The organism is Lysinibacillus boronitolerans JCM 21713 = 10a = NBRC 103108, from assembly GCF_000772935.1.
GTDB classification, from domain to species: domain Bacteria; phylum Bacillota; class Bacilli; order Bacillales_A; family Planococcaceae; genus Lysinibacillus; species Lysinibacillus boronitolerans.
On record NZ_JPVR01000080.1, the window covers coordinates 73,367 to 92,951 of the forward strand.

The 19,585-nt window shown below is 35.5% G+C and carries 18 protein-coding genes; 6 read left to right on the forward strand and 12 right to left on the reverse strand.

Annotated elements, in window-relative coordinates; genetic code table 11:
- Positions 1-67: 67 nt before the first annotated feature.
- Complete coding sequence (locus CD31_RS18785; protein ID WP_036079981.1) at positions 68-655, reverse strand: TetR/AcrR family transcriptional regulator; 588 nt, start codon at positions 653-655, stop codon at positions 68-70.
- A 126-nt stretch (positions 656-781) separates the two neighbouring features.
- Between CD31_RS18785 and CD31_RS18790 the strand changes: the two genes are divergently transcribed.
- Positions 782-1,774, forward strand: coding sequence for an NADPH:quinone oxidoreductase family protein (locus tag CD31_RS18790; RefSeq protein WP_036079983.1), 993 nt, complete (start codon positions 782-784; stop codon positions 1,772-1,774).
- Positions 1,775-2,054: 280 nt separating this feature from the next.
- Positions 2,055-3,182 carry an acyltransferase gene (locus tag CD31_RS18795; protein WP_036079986.1) on the forward strand — a complete coding sequence of 376 codons (1,128 nt, stop codon included), beginning with the start codon at positions 2,055-2,057 and terminating at the stop codon, positions 3,180-3,182.
- Between the two features lie 193 nt (positions 3,183-3,375).
- On the opposite strand, the gene CD31_RS18800 is transcribed toward CD31_RS18795, so the two are convergent.
- The gene (locus CD31_RS18800; protein WP_036079989.1) at positions 3,376-5,856 is read right to left on the reverse strand and encodes an S-layer homology domain-containing protein; all 2,481 of its coding nucleotides are present in this window, start codon (positions 5,854-5,856) and stop codon (positions 3,376-3,378) included.
- A 795-nt stretch (positions 5,857-6,651) separates the two neighbouring features.
- Here CD31_RS18800 and CD31_RS18805 point away from each other — a divergent pair.
- Positions 6,652-7,272, forward strand: a complete 621-nt coding sequence (locus CD31_RS18805; protein WP_036079992.1) for a flavin reductase family protein — start codon at positions 6,652-6,654, stop codon at positions 7,270-7,272.
- Between the two features lie 428 nt (positions 7,273-7,700).
- Here the strand turns inward: CD31_RS18805 and CD31_RS18810 are convergent, their stop codons facing one another.
- The 4 genes from CD31_RS18810 to CD31_RS18825 all read right to left on the reverse strand — a co-directional run bounded on the left by CD31_RS18810 (position 7,701) and on the right by CD31_RS18825 (position 11,068).
- The gene (locus CD31_RS18810) at positions 7,701-8,636 is read right to left on the reverse strand and encodes an EamA family transporter (protein WP_036079994.1); all 936 of its coding nucleotides are present in this window, start codon (positions 8,634-8,636) and stop codon (positions 7,701-7,703) included.
- A 377-nt stretch (positions 8,637-9,013) separates the two neighbouring features.
- Positions 9,014-9,223, reverse strand: coding sequence for a hypothetical protein (locus tag CD31_RS18815; RefSeq protein WP_016994831.1), 210 nt, complete (start codon positions 9,221-9,223; stop codon positions 9,014-9,016).
- 225 nt (positions 9,224-9,448) lie between these two features.
- Positions 9,449-10,102 (reverse strand): MBL fold metallo-hydrolase, encoded by a 654-nt coding sequence (locus tag CD31_RS18820; RefSeq protein WP_036079998.1) that lies wholly within the window; start codon positions 10,100-10,102, stop codon positions 9,449-9,451.
- A gap of 42 nt (positions 10,103-10,144) precedes the next feature.
- Entirely contained in the window at positions 10,145-11,068 is a 924-nt protein-coding gene (locus CD31_RS18825; protein WP_036080001.1) for a DMT family transporter, read from the reverse strand.
- Positions 11,069-11,181: 113 nt separating this feature from the next.
- On the opposite strand from CD31_RS18825, the gene CD31_RS18830 reads away from it, so the two are divergent.
- The gene (locus tag CD31_RS18830) at positions 11,182-12,600 is read left to right on the forward strand and encodes an aminotransferase-like domain-containing protein (protein ID WP_036080004.1); all 1,419 of its coding nucleotides are present in this window, start codon (positions 11,182-11,184) and stop codon (positions 12,598-12,600) included.
- A 464-nt stretch (positions 12,601-13,064) separates the two neighbouring features.
- Positions 13,065-13,535: an inner membrane protein YiaA gene (gene yiaA / locus CD31_RS18835; protein ID WP_036080007.1), complete on the forward strand. Its 471-nt coding sequence runs from the start codon at positions 13,065-13,067 to the stop codon at positions 13,533-13,535.
- Positions 13,536-13,655: 120 nt separating this feature from the next.
- On the opposite strand, the gene CD31_RS18840 is transcribed toward yiaA, so the two are convergent.
- Complete coding sequence (locus CD31_RS18840) at positions 13,656-14,705, reverse strand: 2,3-butanediol dehydrogenase (protein ID WP_036080010.1); 1,050 nt, start codon at positions 14,703-14,705, stop codon at positions 13,656-13,658.
- Between the two features lie 19 nt (positions 14,706-14,724).
- Positions 14,725-15,363 (reverse strand): GntR family transcriptional regulator, encoded by a 639-nt coding sequence (locus CD31_RS18845; protein ID WP_036080013.1) that lies wholly within the window; start codon positions 15,361-15,363, stop codon positions 14,725-14,727.
- A gap of 283 nt (positions 15,364-15,646) precedes the next feature.
- On the opposite strand from CD31_RS18845, the gene CD31_RS18850 reads away from it, so the two are divergent.
- A complete protein-coding gene (locus CD31_RS18850) occupies positions 15,647-17,044 on the forward strand; it encodes a hypothetical protein (protein ID WP_016994839.1) in 1,398 nt (465 codons plus the stop codon).
- A gap of 35 nt (positions 17,045-17,079) precedes the next feature.
- Here the strand turns inward: CD31_RS18850 and CD31_RS18855 are convergent, their stop codons facing one another.
- The 4 genes from CD31_RS18855 to CD31_RS18870 are packed head-to-tail and all read right to left on the reverse strand — an operon-like array spanning position 17,080 to position 19,423.
- Entirely contained in the window at positions 17,080-17,478 is a 399-nt protein-coding gene (locus CD31_RS18855; RefSeq protein ID WP_016994840.1) for a GntR family transcriptional regulator, read from the reverse strand.
- 21 nt (positions 17,479-17,499) lie between these two features.
- Positions 17,500-18,279 carry an ABC transporter permease gene (locus CD31_RS18860; protein ID WP_036080016.1) on the reverse strand — a complete coding sequence of 260 codons (780 nt, stop codon included), beginning with the start codon at positions 18,277-18,279 and terminating at the stop codon, positions 17,500-17,502.
- A gap of 6 nt (positions 18,280-18,285) precedes the next feature.
- A complete protein-coding gene (locus CD31_RS18865; RefSeq protein WP_036080018.1) occupies positions 18,286-19,188 on the reverse strand; it encodes an ABC transporter ATP-binding protein in 903 nt (300 codons plus the stop codon).
- Positions 19,172-19,423, reverse strand: a complete 252-nt coding sequence (locus CD31_RS18870) for a PLD nuclease N-terminal domain-containing protein (protein WP_016994843.1) — start codon at positions 19,421-19,423, stop codon at positions 19,172-19,174. The genes CD31_RS18865 and CD31_RS18870 overlap by 17 nt, the downstream gene beginning before the upstream one ends.
- Positions 19,424-19,585 lie beyond the last annotated feature (162 nt).

Consider the following 19,585-nt stretch of genomic DNA (forward strand, 5'->3'; position numbering starts at 1 on the left):
TCCAATTTTTCTTCTTTTTTACGGCAAAAAAAGCCTTACTACAATAGTAATAAGGCTTTTCAATTGCCTATTTTAATAATCGCACAATACTATTCAAACAGGTTTCTTTATAAAATTTATGTTGTTCTTCTAAATCGCAGGTTAACCACTGAATTAATGAACCATCAATCATTGCCCTCATCATTTTTGCATAGGTTAAGGAATCAATGTCTGAACTAAAGACACCTTCTCTTTTTCCTAATTCAATAATTTCTTGTCCAATTCTCCAGCAATTCTCATAAAATTTTAAGTTAATTTTTTTGTACTCTTCATTGCTATTTGCCTGAGCTAAAAAATCTAAATAAACTCTGTAAAATTTTTTATTTTCTATAGGGGATACAAAAACAGCATTTAAGTAGGCCTGGAGCTTGTCTATAGCTGTTTGATGCTTGCCTATTTCTTGTATTTCATAGCTGTAGATTTTGCTCGTAGTGGATTCCAGTAATTCTAATAAAATGTTTTGTTTGCTTGTAAAGTAGTAGTGAACTACCCCTTTTGAGACACTGGCATGATTGGCTATGTCTTGTAGTGTAACCTTATCATACCCTAATTGTGAAACAGCGTTAAAGGCTGCTTTCATAATCTGTTTTTTACGTTCTTCCTCTTTCTTTTTCATAGGAGCCTCCGATGATTTGATAGAAGTTATTATACATGAAGAGTAGCAACAATCCAATTTTATGTTGACCGGTCAGAATAATTTTGTTACTGTTTAATGGAATAAAATTATAGGGGGACGTTTACGATGACGGTAGAAAATTTTAGTGCGTTAGTAGTCAATAAAGACGATGCATTTACAGTGAAAGTGAACGAGTTAACTTTAGAAGATCTACCAAAAGGTGAGGTTTTAATTAAAGTTAGTTATTCAGGTATTAATTATAAAGATAGTCTTGCCTCTATTCCTGATGGTAAAATCGTTACGTCTTATCCTTTTGTTCCTGGCATTGATTTAGCTGGGACTGTTGTTTCTTCTGAGGATCCTCGCTTTAAAATTGGTGACGAGGTCATCGCAACTAGCTATGAAATAGGTGTCTCTCATTTTGGTGGTTTTAGTGAATATGCTCGCATCCCAGCACAATGGATTGTACCGCTTCCAAAAGGACTTTCCCTCAAAGAGGCTATGGTAATTGGTACTGCAGGATTTACAGCTGCATTATCTGTTCAAAAGTTAGAGGAAAATGGTATTCCTCCTGAAAAGGGAAAAATTCTTGTGACAGGGGCTACAGGTGGTGTAGGTAGCTTTGCTGTCTCTATTCTTTCAACACTGGGTTATCAAGTTGAAGCGAGCACAGGAAAAGAATCTGAACATGAATATTTACAATCACTCGGAGCTACTACAATAGTAAATCGTGAAGAGGTTTATGATGGAAAGATTAGAGCATTAGGAAAACAAAAATGGGCTGCTGCTGTTGATTCTGTTGGTGGAGAGCCACTTGCCTCTTTATTAAGCCAAATTCAATATGGTGGGGCTGTTGCAAGTAGTGGTTTAACAGCAGGTACACAGCTTCCTACAAGTGTATTTCCCTTCATTTTAAGAGGCGTGAGTTTACTTGGAGTTGATTCTGTTTATTGCCCAATGGACATTCGATTGAACATTTGGCATCGATTAGCGACTGATTTCAAACCAGCAAACCTTAATGATTTCATTCAGCAAGAGGTAACACTACAACAACTTCCTGATGTTTTACCTATCTTACTAAAGGGTCAAGCAAGAGGCAGAATCCTTGTTGCATTATAAGGGGGTTCATCAAGCTTCCTTCTCCATTGTATTTCCCAGAAAATAATTCTAGTTGTCAAATAAGCTACTACGCATAGCGAGCGTGGTAGCTTTTTTTTATGGTTGACATCTCCCTGACATATAAGCACTTTATAGTAACTCATGAACGACCCACCTGTTTCCTTTAGACAAATTTAGGCACCTAAACTTGTCTAAATTAGTACTACCAAGCATACCAATAGAGTATGTAGACAGTGTTCTGGGAATTCAATACTATAATTAAAATTTTGGAGATGAGCGTATGAAGCGAGCACATATTAATGAATTAAATATTACACGAGCATTAGCCATTCTAGCTGTCCTTCTTATTCATTCTACTAGTACCCCTGTAACGGCTTTATCTAGTGACTCAAAACTATATCCATTTTATGTATTTTTTAATATTTCCCCTAAATTCGCTGTTCCTGTTTTTATTTTCTTAAGTGGATTTGTATTATTTTACAATTATATACAAAAGGATTTAACAAAGGAGCTTATTAAAAATTTTTATAAAAAAAGAGTGACACAAATTCTCATTCCTTACCTCTTTTTTTCTATCTTTTATTATGTAGCGATGCAATTTTATGTGACATATGATTTAGCAGAAACTTGGCGCTCCCTATTTAGTATCGAATTTCTGGAAAAACTATTATTAGGCAAAGCGTATACCCATCTATACTATATTTTTATTATTGTCCAATTCTATCTTTTGTTCCCATTACTCCTATATATTTTAAAGAAAAAACCAGCCCTATCTCCTCATTTAATTTTGATTGGCTTTGCTCTTCAATGGGTCTTTATTCTATTAAATGCGGAGTTTTGGCAGTATCCCTATAGAGGGAGTATCGCTTTCTCTTATCTCTTTTATTTCTTAACAGGGGCATTTTTAGGAATCTATTTTGAAAAATACAAAGGATGGCTTCAACTAAAAAAAGAAAATTTTCCTATCACGATACTTTTTTTGTGGTGTATATGGCTAAGTTCTACGATATATAATGTATATTTATATTACTATGTTTATTCATCACAAACCTATCTAGTGAACAGCACCATATTTGAGCTAGTTTTTCAGCTACAATCTTTTACAGCCTGTATTGTCTTATTACAGCTTTCTTTCTGGATCTATGATAAATGGAACCAAGCTATTGTAAATGGCTTAATCAATCTAGGAACAGTATCATTTGGCATCTATCTACTACATCCATTTTTCCTTTTCCTTTATAGACAATTAAGTACTGGCGGTAATAGTATTATCTATCACCTTTGGAGCATTGGGGGCTTTATCTTTTCTCTCTTCGTTCCATGGATGGTCGTACTATTGATGGGCAGATTCTTTAAGTACCATTGGATTGCCTTTGGTCTTATCCCAAGCAAATTCCCTTACAAATAGCCGTTCTATATACACAGCCAGTTGTCGATTAGTTTCCGTCAACCGGCTATGTATTTCTTTGAGAGCCTATTTACCCTTGCTATATTTTTTAAAAAAATTTGGGTTTCTTCAGGGGTACATTATTAATAAGAAGAAACTAATAAAAAAAGCCCTGTAGAGACCTCTCCACAGGGCATTTCAATGAACGATTTAATTATTTTGCAATTGAACCGTCTTTTACTTTGTTGTTATTAGCATCAACTAAGTTTGTAGATTTGAATTCAACTACAATACTATCCGTTAAAGCGTAATCCGCTTTAGTTGTCACAGTTAATTTACCATTAGCTACAGCAGCTGAAGCAACCTCTACAGTTGAACCAGCAATTTTAACTGTTAAACCTGTTGGTGCAACTTGGTCAGCAATACTTTCAGTGAAGTCAACAGTAAATGTTTTGCTATCTACTACCGTTACTTTAGATGCTACAGGCACAATATTTTCTTTAAGCGCTACTAGAATTGTAGCTTTTCCACCTTTAAGTGTATTACCTTTTGTATCTACTACATTTTTAGCTTCAAGTACATAACTACCATTAGCAGTGATAGAACCTTCTGGTAAAGTGAATCGTACTTTTTTAGTACCATCTACAAATTGAAGTTGAGTGCCAGCAGGTAGCTCTTTTCCTCCAATTGTGTAGTTAGCAGGATTTGTTGCTGTTGCAGTCACATCTTTAGCATACTCAACTGTGAATACGTTATTGTCAGTTACAACAACTGGAGTAGCTCCGAATACTAATGAATCTGTTGGTGTTTCAGGTGTAGCTTCAAATACGCCTGTTGTTACATTGAAAGTAACAGTATCAGCAGTTACATTGCCAGCTAAATCTGAAACTGCTTTAGCAGATAATTCAAATGTGTATGTTGAATTGCTATCTAAATCAATGTCCACTTTTACAGTGTTTTTCTCTGCACCCTCGATTTTACCGTTACCATCTACATCGAAACCAGCAACAGCTTTTACTGCTGTTTCTTTCCCAGTAGTGTAAGCAATACCATTTTGAGTTTTAACTGTTAATTTACCATCTACTTTTACTGGTTCACTAAAAGTAAGGTATAAAGCATCTACGTCTGTAGTAGCATTTACATCATCAGCCACTAACATTTTAGAAGAAGCAGCTACTAAAGAAGCAGGCGTTAAATCTTTAGAAAGAATAGCATTGAACTCAAATGCATCTCCAGCATTACCAGCTAAATCTTTTTGTCCTTCTACCTTAACATTTGTATTGATGAATGTAGCAGTACCTAATGCAGTTTTTGCATCAATTGTAAATACAGTTTTATCCTCTGTATCTTTAATATCAGCATCTGTTAAATAGAAAACAGTTGATCCAACAGTTACTTTTGCATACCCTTTAACTGTATTATCTTTATCAACAACAAAATCTTGTTTCTTTAATTCTTCTGAGAAATCGAAAGTGATTTCAGTACCGTTCACTGCTGTTGAAACAGTTGGTTTTGAGTTATCAACGTCTGCTTTAAGAACTGTGAAGTTAACAGCAATCGGATTTGCGATATTATTAGCAAAGTCAGTTGCGCCAACGATGTCTACTTTGTAAGTTTGTTCAGCAGTTAAACCATTGATTGTTAATGTTTTACCAGATAACGTGTAGCGATCCTTAGCAAGTTCAGCACCATTTAAGCTTACAGTTCCTTCACTTTGTACAAGCTCATCGAAAGTGATAACTGCTGTAGTACCTTTTGCTTCAACCGTATTTACACTTACAGGAGTAGTGTCTGCAAATGTGATCAATTTGTTAAACTCTTCTGTTAGAACTTTTGCATCTGCTTTTGTTTTGATTGGCTTTACAGTCACTTTGCCATTTGTTAATTTAATCTCTTTATCAGTTGTTAAAGTAACAGTCATTCCATCTTCAGATACTTTTGCATTCGTAATAGCTACACCTTCAATAGCATATTTCGCTGTCACTGCAGCATCTTTAGCATCAACAGCTGTATTGAACTTCACTTCCAATTCTTTTGCATTAAGTCCTTTTACTGAATCTACAGCTGGTGTTACCTCTTTAGTTGTTGCATCAATTGTACGTTTTACCATTGTAGCGAATTCTTCACGGCTGATTTTATCCTGTGGTGCTAATAATGCCCCTTTACCATTGATTACACCATTTTCTACAGCTGTTTCTAAGTAAGATACAGCCCATTTAGAAGCTTTAGAAGCATCTGCAAATTGGCTAAGATCTGCTTTACCTGTTAATTGGTAACCTTGAACGATCACTTTAGCAGCTTGTTCTCTTGTTAATTGAGCTTTAGGCTCAAATTTACCATTGCCCATACCATCAAATAATTCTGGTGAAGTTGCAAGTACTGCGTTATAGAACCAGTCATTTTCATTTACATCAGAAAAATCTTCTGTGCCTGTAGCTTTTAAATCTAATGCTTTAGATAAAATTTCAGCAGCTTCTGCACGTGTAAGTGTACCAGCTGGGTTGAAGTTTCCTTTTTCATCGCCTTGGATGTAGCCTTTATCAGTTAAAAATTGTACAGCTTCTTTTGCCCAAGATGAAATGCTAGCTGCATCTTGAAATTCAGCAGCTGATGCTACTGGTACGATTGCTGATGCTACAAGTGCTGCTGTAGCTGTAGTTGCGAAAAATTTACGACCCTTGTTTTGTTTTGTCATAGTATATTCCTCCAGAATTTAAATAAATTATATTATTCTGTGAGAACAATATTATCGCGCTATTTAATTATAAAATTATAAAAATATGTATAAATCGTTCCCACAAATAATAATTTAACCAATTATATGTAAAGCAATCTTCTAAATTTTCCATGATTAAATATCCCAATCAAACTGTAATTTGCTTTACAACACAATAATATAACTTCATTACCAATAAATAAACGCTAAAAATAAGGTAATATTAATACTACATTGGCTATGTAGGGAATCTTTTCATAAAAAATTTCTAAAATAAGGAAACATTATGCTGAAGTGCGACAAAACAATCCATTTGGATGAATTTTACAGACACCTATTTTTTTCTTCAATTTTGTTCTAGTATTTTTTTAATATAATAATAATAATTCCTTTAAACGCTTATTTTTATACTCCTTAAATTTCATCAGGATTCAAATATATGCAATTACTTATATAGATAAACTCATCTTTAGCGAAATTAGATTAAATGGATGGTATAGAAGAAAAATACTGATGCTTGAATAACCGAGGCTCAAGTTTGGGAACAACAAAAGGAGATCGTTTAGGGGCTCTCACTATCTCAAAATTATCGATAATTAGTGGAAAACTACGGATATTTATCTAGTAGAAGAATGAAAAGTGTGAGCTTTATCTTTGCTCAATCGTTTTTTAGGTTAGGGCAATTGTTTGTAATCAACACTTCGATGAATGTCGAAATATTTATCTTTTACAATGGGTTCTGATAGTGAAAATATTTTGCGGGAGGAACTTATAATGAAAATAATGAAACAAATACCAAATACAAAAATAATAAATCCTAAAATTCTATATTATGGATTTCCTGTAATTTTACTGAGTACGTTAAATGAGGATGGTACAGTGAATATTAGCCCTTTATCTTCTTCTTGGGTATTAGGAGACTGTATTGTCTTAGGCATTGGACTTGGTGGAAAAGCAATTGAAAATTTAGAGCGACATCCTGAATGTGTCATTAATATTCCTGACCCCTCTCTATGGGAGAACGTGGAACAGTTAGCTCCATACACAGGAAAAAATCCAGTTCCAGAATTTAAGAAACGGATTGGCTTTACATTCAGAAAAGAGAAACTTGATAGTAGTGGTTTAACACCTATTGGATCTACAACGGTTATTCCTACTCGAATTATGGAGTGTCCAATTCAAATCGAAGCCCAGGTAAAACATATTCGCATCCCAGATTATTCTCCTAATTTTGCTATTGTTGAGACCCAAACGATACATGTTCATGCCCATGAGGATATAATTATAGAAGAAAATCATATTGATCCAAATAAATGGAGTCCTCTCATTTATAATTTTCGTCATTATTTTGGTTTGGGTAGCAACCTTGGTAACAACTTCCGTTCTGAGATCTAAACATTGGCATTAAAACATATGGTTCACAAATAGTAAAAAAAGACCAGGTTCTCATTTAAGCGCCTGGTTAGTTGTTTCATTAACTAATTGTGGTCAAGATAAAATACTTGCTGTTCAGAGGGATATACTATCCAATGACAAAATGCTGATCAGGGCTATCGTTTGATAATTGGTCTTTTGCACTCAGTTGAGAATCACTTCAGTTTATTCTGTTCAAAAAAATTCTCTAAAGTTTTTAACGATTTCCTTTGCTTTTGTACGATATAAATAGTGATTAAGGATAGCTTATACAATGAAGGTGTACTGCCTATGACAACCATATGAACGGAGTATGAACAAAAAAATAGTACGTCGTTATATAAAATATAGAGAGGGCCCAAGGATCCATTTGTTATGGCACTACTTAATTGATATGAAAAAAAGGATCTTCAAATCGAAGATCCTTTGGCGAATTTTTTGCTGGATTTTTTGTATTTCGTTTTGACGTTTTTTAACAATCCATCTTTATCAAGCAATGTAGGTAAGCTGATGCCGATAACGATTGTTACGATACCTGCTATTTGCAAAGTTGTAACCGTTTCGCTTAAGAGAATAACGGATACCATCACCGCGATTGGCAATTCAACAGCACTCAATATGGATGACATACCTAATCCCACTTTAGGCACTGCAATTGTGAATAAGAAAACTGGTATAATCATGCCAAATAACCCTAATGCTAAACCATAAATCCACAGTCCCTCGTTAAACAAGGTGCCATTCCAAATAATTTCTGGAGACTGAAAAGCCGCCGTCGTCATGAATGCAAAGAAAGAAACCAAAACTAAACGGTTGGAGGTTGTCATACTTGCGGTTGTCTTTCCGTTTACATATAAAAATAAGGAGTAACAAAGAGCAGCTGCTAAACCCCATAACCACCCTTGAAAAGGTATTTGAGACAAATCAACATCAATTATACCAGCGGCTGGTATGGTTCCAGCTACTAATATAATTAAAGAGATGAATTCAATTCTGCTTGGAAATTGTCGTTTTGTGATACAAGAAATCAACATACCGATCCATGTAAATTGAAACAGTAATACTACTGCTAAGGACGCAGGCAAAAAGTTTAATGAATGACCATATAAAATATTTGTTAACCCTGTTAACAAGCCTGCAAATAAAAGGATTTTAACGCCTTTAAAGCTAAAGTTTGATCTATTTGTAACTAAGGAAATACATACTGCTATACAAAACCCGATAAAAAACTGACTTGTAACTGCCTCAGCTACAGAAAAGCCACTACGCATTGCCAGTTTTATAATAGTTGAAACGATACCAAAACTACTAGCTGCAATCACTACTAATAGGGGATAAAGATACATCTTGATTATTCACTTCCCTCTCAAAATTTGTCTTGATGAAATTTTGTTTATGATTTTGAGATGTCGAAAAAAATCATAATCTCCAATATATATCACTGATTGTTATTTTACAATCTTTTTTTTCGTTCATAAGGAATTCTCCCGTAGCGAAAATGACAAAAAAAGCCAAAACTCATATATATAAAGGGTTTGGCTTTTTTCTATGTATTTTTTATTAAAGTATGTTAAATTGAATGTTTTTTCTCAATTTTCTTCAGCATATTACAATCTTATTCTGTAATAATCCAATCAAAAAACACCTCCCTCTATAAAAAATATAGAAGTGAGATGTTTTTAATGTTCACTAATATTATTATTAATGAACGGCCGCAAAATGTTTAGCGTGACTCTTTTGGCGGTTGGCATACATCACATTTTCGTTGGTTTTTATTTTTAAATTTTGTAAATGTTTTTTCAAAGTTACTACCACATGCACATTTAAATAGTAGCTTTTGAGAAAAACCATGATATTCTGTCGTTAACAACTTACTTTCTGAATTGTTCTCAACAAATTTCTGAATATCACCAATCGTCCAACGTTTATTCATTCACTTACACCTCCATATTTGATCGTTCTGCGGAGGCTTTTCCTGGCATCCGTTATAAGTACCTTAAGTGCCTCATTATAACATGAGCTGACTCACAATAAAATAGATTTTGACAAGCCTTTGACTCGTGCTAGGAAGCGGAATTCTTGCCTGTTACGATTCGAGCAAGCCTCCCAGCACTTGGCATTCTAAGGAGCTTCCATCTTTAATCAATCTTTTTAAAATTCAAAGCTTTTGAATCTGCTCTTTAATATCCACCTTGCATAATCCACCGTGATAACAAATCACAGATTCAATGTCTAGGTCTGCATATTTCTTTAAAGATTGTTGAGCAACCTCTATATCCAAAGTGGTTGGAACATGAATCCCTCCCAGTGTACCATTTATACTATACATCGAATCGCCTGCAACAAGCGTTTTAATTTGCTTTAAATATAAACTGATATGGCCAGGCGTATGTCCTGGTGTATGGATAACTCGTATTCCCCCACAATATGGTAGTTCTTGACCGTCTTTCAAGATCTCATCTACTTTGCTCTTGGGTGGATTTGCTAGATGCCCGTCTTTCAACAATGGTAATTCCCCCTGAATATAAGGCTTATCTAATTCATGCGCATATACTTTTATATGACTTCCACAATATTGTAATATCTCAGGAAGACTGCCTATATGATCGATATCCTGATGTGTCAATATCACAACTTTTAGTTGGTCGAACGACACGCCTACCTTATCCATTGCTATACGTAGATCTTCCATTTGTCCTGAACATCCAGTATCAATTAAAACAGCCATCTCCTGATCCCATAATAGCGTTGGATGAATGAAGGCCCCATTAAATTCAAGCTCCAGAATCTCTACTCCATTAGAAATTTTCATTTTCTTCCCCTTTATAATTAGATTTTATTATTCAGGAACAAGTTAATTTTTCATATCCTGAAGAACAGTCCCCTTCCGCCAAAGTAACTCTCTCAACGTTTCGAAATTGACTAGAATCGTTCCAACAATAATTGTCATAGTACCTATTCCTGTTAGCCACGAAATATATTCATGATAGAAGGTAACACCTAATATAACTGCAATTGCTGGTGAGATATACAGCCATGTGGAGGGAAAAACAGGATTTGTTCGTGAAACAAGCCAATAATAAATAGTGTGACCGATCATTGAACCAAAAATAATCAAATAAAAAAGAGAACCCATTGAAGCTGGACTTAATAGATAATGAAGCTGAATGTTCTCAGTAAAAAGTGACAAAATGATTAATAAAATCCCTCCATGCATCATTTGTGCTGCATTTAAAGCAATTGGGGATGTTGTTGCGAATTTTTGGATAACATGCTTTGTATAAATCGTTCCAGATGCGTAAAATACTTCACCTAAAATAATAGCGAAACAACCAACCATCCAGAGAGGACTAATCTCAATTGCAAAACTAGGTAAGATTAAGCACGTAACACCAATGACTCCGACGACACAGCCAATGAATGATTTCCGATTTCCTTTTTGCTTCAATAGGAATGTCTGAATCACAATAATCATCATCGGACCTGTAGCAGATAAGACAGCCGCGATTCCAGATGTCACATACTGTTCTGCCCAGTATAATGTGGCAAACGTTCCAAAGGTTAAGCCCACTCCTGTAAAAAACATTTCTTTCCGAAATAATAACCGGATTGTCGTTTTTTTGCGCCAAACCATAAAACTAAATAGTAGTAAACCAGCAATGAGAAAACGAAGACCAGCTGATAAAAACGGAGGAACTCCTGCATCAACCCCAACTTTAATTGCTAAAAATGTTGTCCCAAAAATCAAACACATAAAGAAATAATTAAAAATTACCATATCATACTCCTCCTCTTTTTCTATCATAAAAGAAGGAGGATAGAACAGATTGAAAAGGATAGAACAGATTAGAGCAGTTCGTGGTACAATCGTTTTGAATAGGAGGGATCGATGTGGGCAAAGCAATTCAAAATGAAGATTATCTTTTTAAGAAAATCTATGATAATGTACTGCACAGAATAGAGCGTAAAGAATGGAAAGAAGATGAAAAGCTTCCCTCCGTCCGGCAATTAGCATCTGAAATGAATGTTCATCGGCTAACGGTTTTAAAGGCTTATCAATTATTGAAACAGCATGACAAAGTTTATGTAAAAGATAAATCAGGCTATTTTGTCCAATCAACTGTATCGAAAAATCTTGAATATCTAAATCAGGAGAATCCAATTATTTCAGCATACGTAAAAAAAAATCATTTATCCGAAATCCATCAACCATCTTTTTCTTATCACTTTTCTCAGGCATTGATTGATCCTAATCTTTTGCCAAATCATTATTTTTCTGATTACGTAAAGGAAGTGTTTGACCTTTATCCAAAAGTACTGGCAACCTACTCCACTGTGCAAGGTGATTTAGAGCTGCGTGAAACACTTACCCAATATTTTATCAACCAGTATAAAACTCATCTCAGTGCAGATGATCTGTTAATAACGTCTGGCTCACAGCAAGCCATTCACTTAGTTGCGCAAGCTTTTATTAAGCCAAGAGACGTCGTTTTATTGGAACGTCCAAGCTATAGTGCTGCGATTGATATTTTTAGCGCACAAGGAGCACAAATTGTAACCGTGGATATCCATCCTGAGGGCTACGATTTAGAACAGGTTGAATACTATATTAAACAATACAAACCTCGCCTATTTTATCTCAACCCCACCTTCCATAATCCTACTGGTTATACGGTTTCAATCGAGCAGCGCAAAAAGTTAGTAGAATTAGCTGAGCACTATCGGTTTCTATTAATTGAAGACGATGCCTATCACGACATTTATTTTGATGAAGCCCCACCTCCACCGATTTACACATATGATAGTGCTGGGACAGTCATTTATATCCGAAGCTTTTGCAAATACATCTCTCCTGGTTTGAGAATTGCGACTGTTATTTGTCCATCATCATTGATGAAATCACTATTAACAGAAAAATCGCTAGCTGATAATGGCTCACCACTTCTCAACCAAAAAATTTTTCTCCATTACTTCTCCTCACTAAGATTGCAGCAGCATTTGGAGAAAATTCGGATCGCCCTGCAGATTCGGAAGGAAATTATGGAGGAGGAGCTAGCTGTAACAGGCTGGCGTTGGATCAGCCCAAAAGGCGGTCTGAATTTATGGGTACAGCTCCCAGATGATGTTCCAACTGAATTATTATTATCTAAAAGTATCGAACAATCGATATCCTTTGTCCCAGGTCAAGTTTGTGATCCACTAAAACAGCTATCATCCTGGATACGTTTAAGCTATTCTTATGCTAATGAAAAACAGCTAAGTGAAGGAGTAAAAAAATTGGTTACAGTGGCGCAATCGCTTTCTAAGTGATCGGACCGTCGAATGAACTTTGGCTAATTCATGTTCCTTAACTTATTGTTGGAAACTGGGACTACCGATTATTTTATCTATAAACGATGGTTCATAGCTTTATCAACCATTTTTAATTATCCGTTCATAGTTGACGCGAATTGTAAAAAGCAGTGAACAAAGTAACTCAGGCAGTCACACAGACCTAACATATTTAGCTGTCAAGATGAATAATATGAAAAAAAGCTATACACCTAGCTCTTATCTGTATCAAAATCATTGCAACGAAGGACAGATCCTTCAGATTCGATGAACCCATATTGACGCTATACCCCCAGCAAAATAACAGTCAAATTAAAGCAGCCTCTGTTAAGGAGAATTACTTTTATTATTGAAGAGCGAGATTTAGAGAAATTTCTATTCTCATAACCTCCCTATAGAATGATAGAATGTTTTTATACAGTGATAGAAGGAGGAGAAAGATATTGTCTAATCAAAATGAGTCTTCATTAGATAAGGAAAAACAGCCTGATCCGAAAGTTAAAGTAGAAAGAAAAGAGGGAGAACCTACTGCTGCTTTCAAGGGGGCTTCCTGGGCAGCATTGTTAGTAGGTGTGACGGCTTATTTTATAGGCTTGTTTAATGCAACGATGCAACTAAACGAAAAAGGATATTACCTAGCTGTTTTAGTATTTGGACTCTATTCAGCAGTATCCTTACAAAAAGCTGTAAGAGATAAAGAAGAGGGAATACCAGTTACGAATATTTATTATGGTATTAGTTGGGTTGCACTTATTGTGTCGATTTCATTAATGGGCATTGGGCTATATAATGCTGGAAGTATTGTTTTAAGCGAAAAAGGGTTTTATGGTATGTCATTTGTTCTAAGTTTATTTGCATCCATCACGGTTCAAAAGAATATTAGAGACACACAGCAGGCAAGAGAAAGAGATTAAGTTCTGAAAGAGTCGAGAAGTTCATTCTCGATTCCTTTTGTCATTTTTTCTTAAGCTCCATGCTCCACCAGACTATAAAAAAGAGCATGGCTGTCATCAGCCATACTCCTCTCAATTTTATTAATTTTCTCCGCTTATCTCGACTAAAATTTTAGATTGCGTTTTGTCATTTGTTAACGTTTTGAATCCTTTTTCAACAATCTCATCTAATTCAATTTGACTTGTGATGATCCCTTGAGGATTTAGTTGACCAGCGCTCATTGCATCAATTGTTCGTTGGAAGATTGACGGTGTATAAACAATGGATGATAATACATTAACACCTGTGTTTGTAAGCTGCATTGGATTCCATTCGATTGGTCTTGCAAAAATCGAAACAATCATCATGTTACCACGAGGTTTTGTTACATCAATTGCTTGTTTAAAGGTTGGGGCAACCCCCGCAACCTCAAAGGATACATCAACCCCATCTGCAACAATCGCGCGAACTGCTTGTACAGGATTTTCTTTCCCTGAATTAATAGCATGGGTTGCACCTAATTCTTTTGCCTTTTCTAATCGATCATCGGATAAATCTAATACAATAACTTTACTAGCACCTGATGCTTTTGCAGCGATGACAGTTAATAATCCAATAGGTCCAGCCCCAAATACAGCAACAGAATCACCTAATGTAACCCCAGCATCTTTGACAGCTTGTACAGCAACAGCCATTGGTTCTACCAATGCACCATCTTGTAATGTTAAGTTATCTGCTAATCGATGTATATTCGTTACAGGGACATTAACATATTCCGCAAATCCACCGTTTCCATGTAAGCCAATGAAGTTAAATCCATCATAACGATCGACTTCTTCATGTTTTTTTCTATATGTTAATGTAGGATTGATGACAACTCGGTCCCCAGCCTTAAAGTCAGTAACCTTAGAGCCAACTTCTTCGATGATACCAGCAAATTCATGTCCCATTGTAAGTGGGGCAACTTCACCTGTTAAATCAGCTTTTTCATCAACTGGTACGAAAACCGGACCTTCTTCGTATTCATGCAAATCACTTCCGCAAATACCAGCCCACGCTACTTTTACTTTCACTTCTTCTTCTCTTAAAGCGCGTAATTCAACCTCTTCAACTCTAATATCTTTCACACCATGCCAAACTGCAGCTTTCATTTATGTTACCCCCATAAAATTATTTAAATTGGTACCATAAAATAACATCCTTAATAGCTACTCGTGCATGATCAAAATCCGACACTTCTATACACTTGATAAAAGTATTGATGGACATATGATAGGATTCAACTAGATTCATCTTCCATTTTGTTTGTGCAGCTACATTTGTAACAAATATTGTTTCTTTAAAGAATCGTAGCATCGCAATATTTCCTGTAACATCAAAAAACAATTGTAACAAGTGGGCAAACGAAACAACATATTCATAAATATTTTCAGCAGACTTTCTTTGTTTCATCGCTTCAAAACGATGTAATAGTTCATTTTGCAAATCAGCAGTCCATTTAGATTCACATTTGGTAAGTGCAATATCCAATAGATGATAAAGCGCTTCCAAATAATCCTTTAATTCCTGATCCGTTATAATCTTCACTCTTACACCTTTATGTTGTACTTTTTCAACTACACCATCTTTTTGTAAAAGATAAAGGGCCTCACGGACAGGTGCATGACTTACTTGTAACTCCTTTGCAATTTCCGCCTCTATTAAGCGCTGACCTTGTTCATAGTAACCAGAAAATATACGAAATAATAATCGTTCAGCTATTTGCTCAGAAATTGTTTTTTTTGAAATTGAATTTTCATCAAACCCCATTAAACCACTCCAATAAATTTATATCTTTTTATTTTAACATAGTTCAGTGTATAGGGTGATTAGCTAAAAGTGTTATATATTATGGATTATAGATTATCGATAATCTATAAAAGTATTCTAATCTATAAATTCATTTCTTTCAATTATCTTGTTTCGATTATAACTATTCCCAGAAAATTGGATATAAAATCACTATAGTCTTCAAGGTCAAAATTTTTCAAAATCATCACCATCTTTTTTTCTCTTCATATTCTATAGAATCAGAATATTGAGGGGGAAACGTATGGGGATTGAATTCACAGCTCTCCATTGGATTTACGTGGTTTTTATTGTGCTCATCATCGGATTTATGGTTAAACGTCGCGATACCACCCTCATTTGTGTAGTAGGCATCTTTATGCTAGCAATTGTTGCGACAGGTGATTTTACTTCGTCTATAAGTGGTGTGTTTAACAGCTTTATTTATGCCATAACTGAGCTGCTATCAACGATTCTTATTATTTCGATTATCGTAGCGATGAGTCGGGTCATGATGTCTTCAGGTATTAATGAGGTTATGGTGGCCCCTTTCACAAAGATCATTAAAACACCCGCACTCGCTTATTGGACAATTGGACTATTAATGATGCTTATTTCTTGGTTTTTCTGGCCATCACCTGCCGTTGCACTTTTAGGAGCTGTTCTTTTACCTGTAGCCATTCGAGCAGGTTTACCTGCATTGGGTGTTGCCATGGCGATGAATTTATTTGGGCACGGTATTGCGTTATCGAGTGATTTTGTCATTCAAGGGGCTCCAAAATTAACGGCTGATGCTGCGGGTATTCCTGTTGGAGATGTTGTTTCAGCTAGTATTCCACTTGTTATCACAATGGGTGTTGTAACGACAATTGTTGCTTATATTTTTTTACGACGTGATATGAAACGAGGAACGCTACTTTTAAATACTGGCAACAATGAGGAGATGGATGTTGAACAAGAAACTGCAGAAAACTTACTGTCAATTGGGCAAAAACGATTCTTCGCCGTACTTATTCCTATTGCCTTTATCTTAGACGTTATCGCTATGTCAGTATTCGATTTAACGGGCGGCGATGCAACGGCTTTAATCGGGGGAACCTCTGTTTTTATTTTATTGTTGCTTAGTATGGTTGCTCATAAATCAGCGGGTTTAGAAAAGACAACAAGTTATTTGATTCAAGGATTTCAATTCGGCTTTAAAGTCTTCGGACCCGTAATTCCAATTGCTGCTTTCTTCTATCTTGGAGATGCTGGCTTTACACAAATTCTTGGAGATCACCTCCCCGCTACTTCACACGGTATTGTCAATGATCTTGGTGTCGGTCTTGCAGCAATAGTTCCGTTAACAAAGGAAATTGCTGTTGTCACGCTAGCAGTTGTTGGTGCTATTACAGGATTAGATGGTTCTGGCTTCTCAGGCATTTCTCTTGCTGGCTCTGTCGGTAGTTTGTTCGGCAATGCCATTGGTGGAGGAACAGCCACTTTAACTGCTTTAGGGCAAATTACAGCCATTTGGGTTGGTGGTGGTACATTAATTCCATGGGCATTAATTCCAGCTGCTGCAATTTGTAATGTCAGCCCATTTGAGCTAGCACGACGAAACTTGATCCCTGTAGTCATTGGACTGATTGTGACGACAATTGTGGCGGTGTTTTTAATTTAGTTTCAACCACCAAAGGAAAAGAGATGGTCACTATATTAGTAACCATCTCCTTCGCTCTCTGTATAATACTTTTTTAAAATGTCATAAAACATTTCTTTTAGTTGGGATTTTTTCATTCCTAAAATATAAGCCTCTATTAATAGTTGCTCCATATTCATAGTTATTTGTTGAAATGAAATAGTCGTTGCTTTACTAGGATCTACGATAACAAATGCTCTAGAATGAGGTTTAATGGTGATGATCCCCTTTTTTTGAAGCTCTTTGTAGCTTTTATGAACCGTATGCAGATTGAGATTTGTTTGTGCCGCTAAATTGCGAATGGAAGGCAAATGGTCTCCCTTATTTAAATTTCCAGTCACTATTGCTAAAAGCACCTGCTGTGTGAGTTGCTGATAATATGGCGTTTTGCTTCTTCGATTTATTGTTACATTCATTTGTCGAGAATTTCCTCTATATTAAAATTTCTTTTTGGCAATAAAATGATGCATGTTAGCCATCATGAATAGTACAAGTAACAGTGTGATAACAATAGTGAAGCCATACCATGTTTCAACGTCACCTGTCATTAATATCGTTGTAGCATGCAAACTATTACTAGCAGGATTAATGACATCTAAGAATGGATGTAAGCCAGCACAGAAACGACTAATAAATAAGACACCAATACTGATTAATGCAATAAATGGTGCACTATTAAAAAATGTACTAATCATGGCAACAAATGTAATGACAAACAACAGCCAAATACAATAAAATGCTAAAGCTATCAATGCACGAGTTATCGGTACAGAGGTAAATAAATAAGATGTATAGCCAAAGGACATTGCATAGCCAAGCGTAATACATAGAACAGCTAAAACATAATGAGTAAGAAGCTTGCTATTTAAGTAGGATGAGATAGATACTGGCCTTGTTAAAATGAATGCCATCATCCCATTGGCTTTTTCTCCCTGAATAATACCCATCGTTGCAATGGCAAGTATGATTATACCTAATTGATCAAATTGCGAATTCAGTGTTGAGGCGAGCACTTCTTCTCCCCCTGGCTTTGCCATTGTAGGATCAATCATAATCCCTTCAATACCACCCATTAATTGTAAAATAGTAGGTAAGAAATACATCATGATTGGCTGAGTTAAGCCTAGTAGGATATAGACAATCGGTAGCCAAACGACTTTATATTCCTTTGTCATTTGATTCATTTCTTTTTTACTTAATGCTATAAACGTATTCACTCCAGGTTACACCACCAATTCTAAAAATATTTCTTCTAAGCTTTCCTGCATGCCTAGATCATACTTTGTAAATATTACGTTTGAATCCAATCCATACTGCAGCAATCGATGGGCATCCGCTTCCAAGTGATTGACATATACTTTAAAACCATCACCACAACTTTCGATTTTCTTTACATAAGGTAAATGTTCAATCGTTGTTAGCCACTTAACATCTTTCTTTTGAACCATTAAAAAGATAGCTGGATCCTGATAGCGATTAAGTAACTCTAATTTTGTTGCATCTTCTATTTTGTAACCATTTTTAATGACTACAAAGCGCTCACAAACTTCCTCCGCATCGCCTAATATATGCGTAGAAAGTAAAATGGTCGTTTCTTTTTTTATGTCTTTTAATAGATTCAGTACTTCACGCCTACCAATTGGATCTAGTGCTGATACTGGCTCATCCATAATGATGAAAGCTGGCTTGTGTAATAAAGCTTGTGCGATGCCAAGACGCTGTTTCATACCACCTGAAAATGTTCCAACATGAGCATGTGCTTCCTTCCCTAAGCCCACCTTTTCTAAAAGAAGTGGAACATCTTTTTGTAATTGGTTTTTCGAAATACCAGAAAGCGTCCCCATAAAGGATAAGGTTTGAGATGCTGTCATCCATGAGTAGAAATTAGGATACTGCGGTAAATAACCAATATGATTTTTCATCTTTGAAATTTTTTGTCCATCAAGGACAATGTCCCCTTCATCTGCATAAAGAATATCAGCAATGATCTGAATTAATGTGGATTTCCCTGCCCCGTTTGGTCCAATAAGCCCTACACATTCATTCGAATCTATAACCATTGAAAAACTACTTACGGCCGTTTTCTGATTAAATTTTTTCGTAATATTGTTAATTTCTAAGCGCACGTTTATTGACATCCTTTCTCCCCATCACGAAATATAGAACAGAACCAATTGTATTAAAGAACAAAATAATAATTGCCCACATTAGTATGTTTTCTCTGCTATCTCGATGTTTATATAAATCAATTAGTGCAACAGTGATAAGTAAAAAACCTACGAGTACAAATGGTAAAAGAATTGGCAGTATGCTTGCCCAATCAATTTGATTTAAGTCTTCAAAACCATAGTGTAATTTCATTGTAATAGCCTCCTTCATTATCATTATCAATAATGATAACAAAAAGATAAAAAAATTTCATTACCTTTTTACTGTACATCTATAAAAAAACGCTATAGTATATTTTTTGATAATGTTCTCAAATTGATAACATTTGAATGCTTCCCTTGATACTATCTCATT

What these genes read in the sequence shown, in the direction of transcription:
- CD31_RS18805 (WP_036079992.1), top strand. Translation starts at nt 6,652, where the DNA reads ATGAAAATAATGAAACAAATACCAAATACAAAAATAATAAATCCTAAA.
- CD31_RS18825 (WP_036080001.1), bottom strand. Translation starts at nt 11,068, where the DNA reads ATGGTAATTTTTAATTATTTCTTTATGTGTTTGATTTTTGGGACAACA.
- CD31_RS18850 (WP_016994839.1), top strand. Translation starts at nt 15,647, where the DNA reads ATGGGGATTGAATTCACAGCTCTCCATTGGATTTACGTGGTTTTTATT.
- CD31_RS18870 (WP_016994843.1), bottom strand. Translation starts at nt 19,423, where the DNA reads ATGAAATTACACTATGGTTTTGAAGACTTAAATCAAATTGATTGGGCA.
- CD31_RS18820 (WP_036079998.1), bottom strand. Translation starts at nt 10,102, where the DNA reads ATGAAAATTTCTAATGGAGTAGAGATTCTGGAGCTTGAATTTAATGGG.
- CD31_RS18785 (WP_036079981.1), bottom strand. Translation starts at nt 655, where the DNA reads ATGAAAAAGAAAGAGGAAGAACGTAAAAAACAGATTATGAAAGCAGCC.
- CD31_RS18810 (WP_036079994.1), bottom strand. Translation starts at nt 8,636, where the DNA reads ATGTATCTTTATCCCCTATTAGTAGTGATTGCAGCTAGTAGTTTTGGT.
- CD31_RS18845 (WP_036080013.1), bottom strand. Translation starts at nt 15,363, where the DNA reads ATGGGGTTTGATGAAAATTCAATTTCAAAAAAAACAATTTCTGAGCAA.
- CD31_RS18795 (WP_036079986.1), top strand. Translation starts at nt 2,055, where the DNA reads ATGAAGCGAGCACATATTAATGAATTAAATATTACACGAGCATTAGCC.
- CD31_RS18855 (WP_016994840.1), bottom strand. Translation starts at nt 17,478, where the DNA reads ATGAATGTAACAATAAATCGAAGAAGCAAAACGCCATATTATCAGCAA.
- CD31_RS18840 (WP_036080010.1), bottom strand. Translation starts at nt 14,705, where the DNA reads ATGAAAGCTGCAGTTTGGCATGGTGTGAAAGATATTAGAGTTGAAGAG.
- CD31_RS18790 (WP_036079983.1), top strand. Translation starts at nt 782, where the DNA reads ATGACGGTAGAAAATTTTAGTGCGTTAGTAGTCAATAAAGACGATGCA.
- CD31_RS18815 (WP_016994831.1), bottom strand. Translation starts at nt 9,223, where the DNA reads ATGAATAAACGTTGGACGATTGGTGATATTCAGAAATTTGTTGAGAAC.
- CD31_RS18800 (WP_036079989.1), bottom strand. Translation starts at nt 5,856, where the DNA reads ATGACAAAACAAAACAAGGGTCGTAAATTTTTCGCAACTACAGCTACA.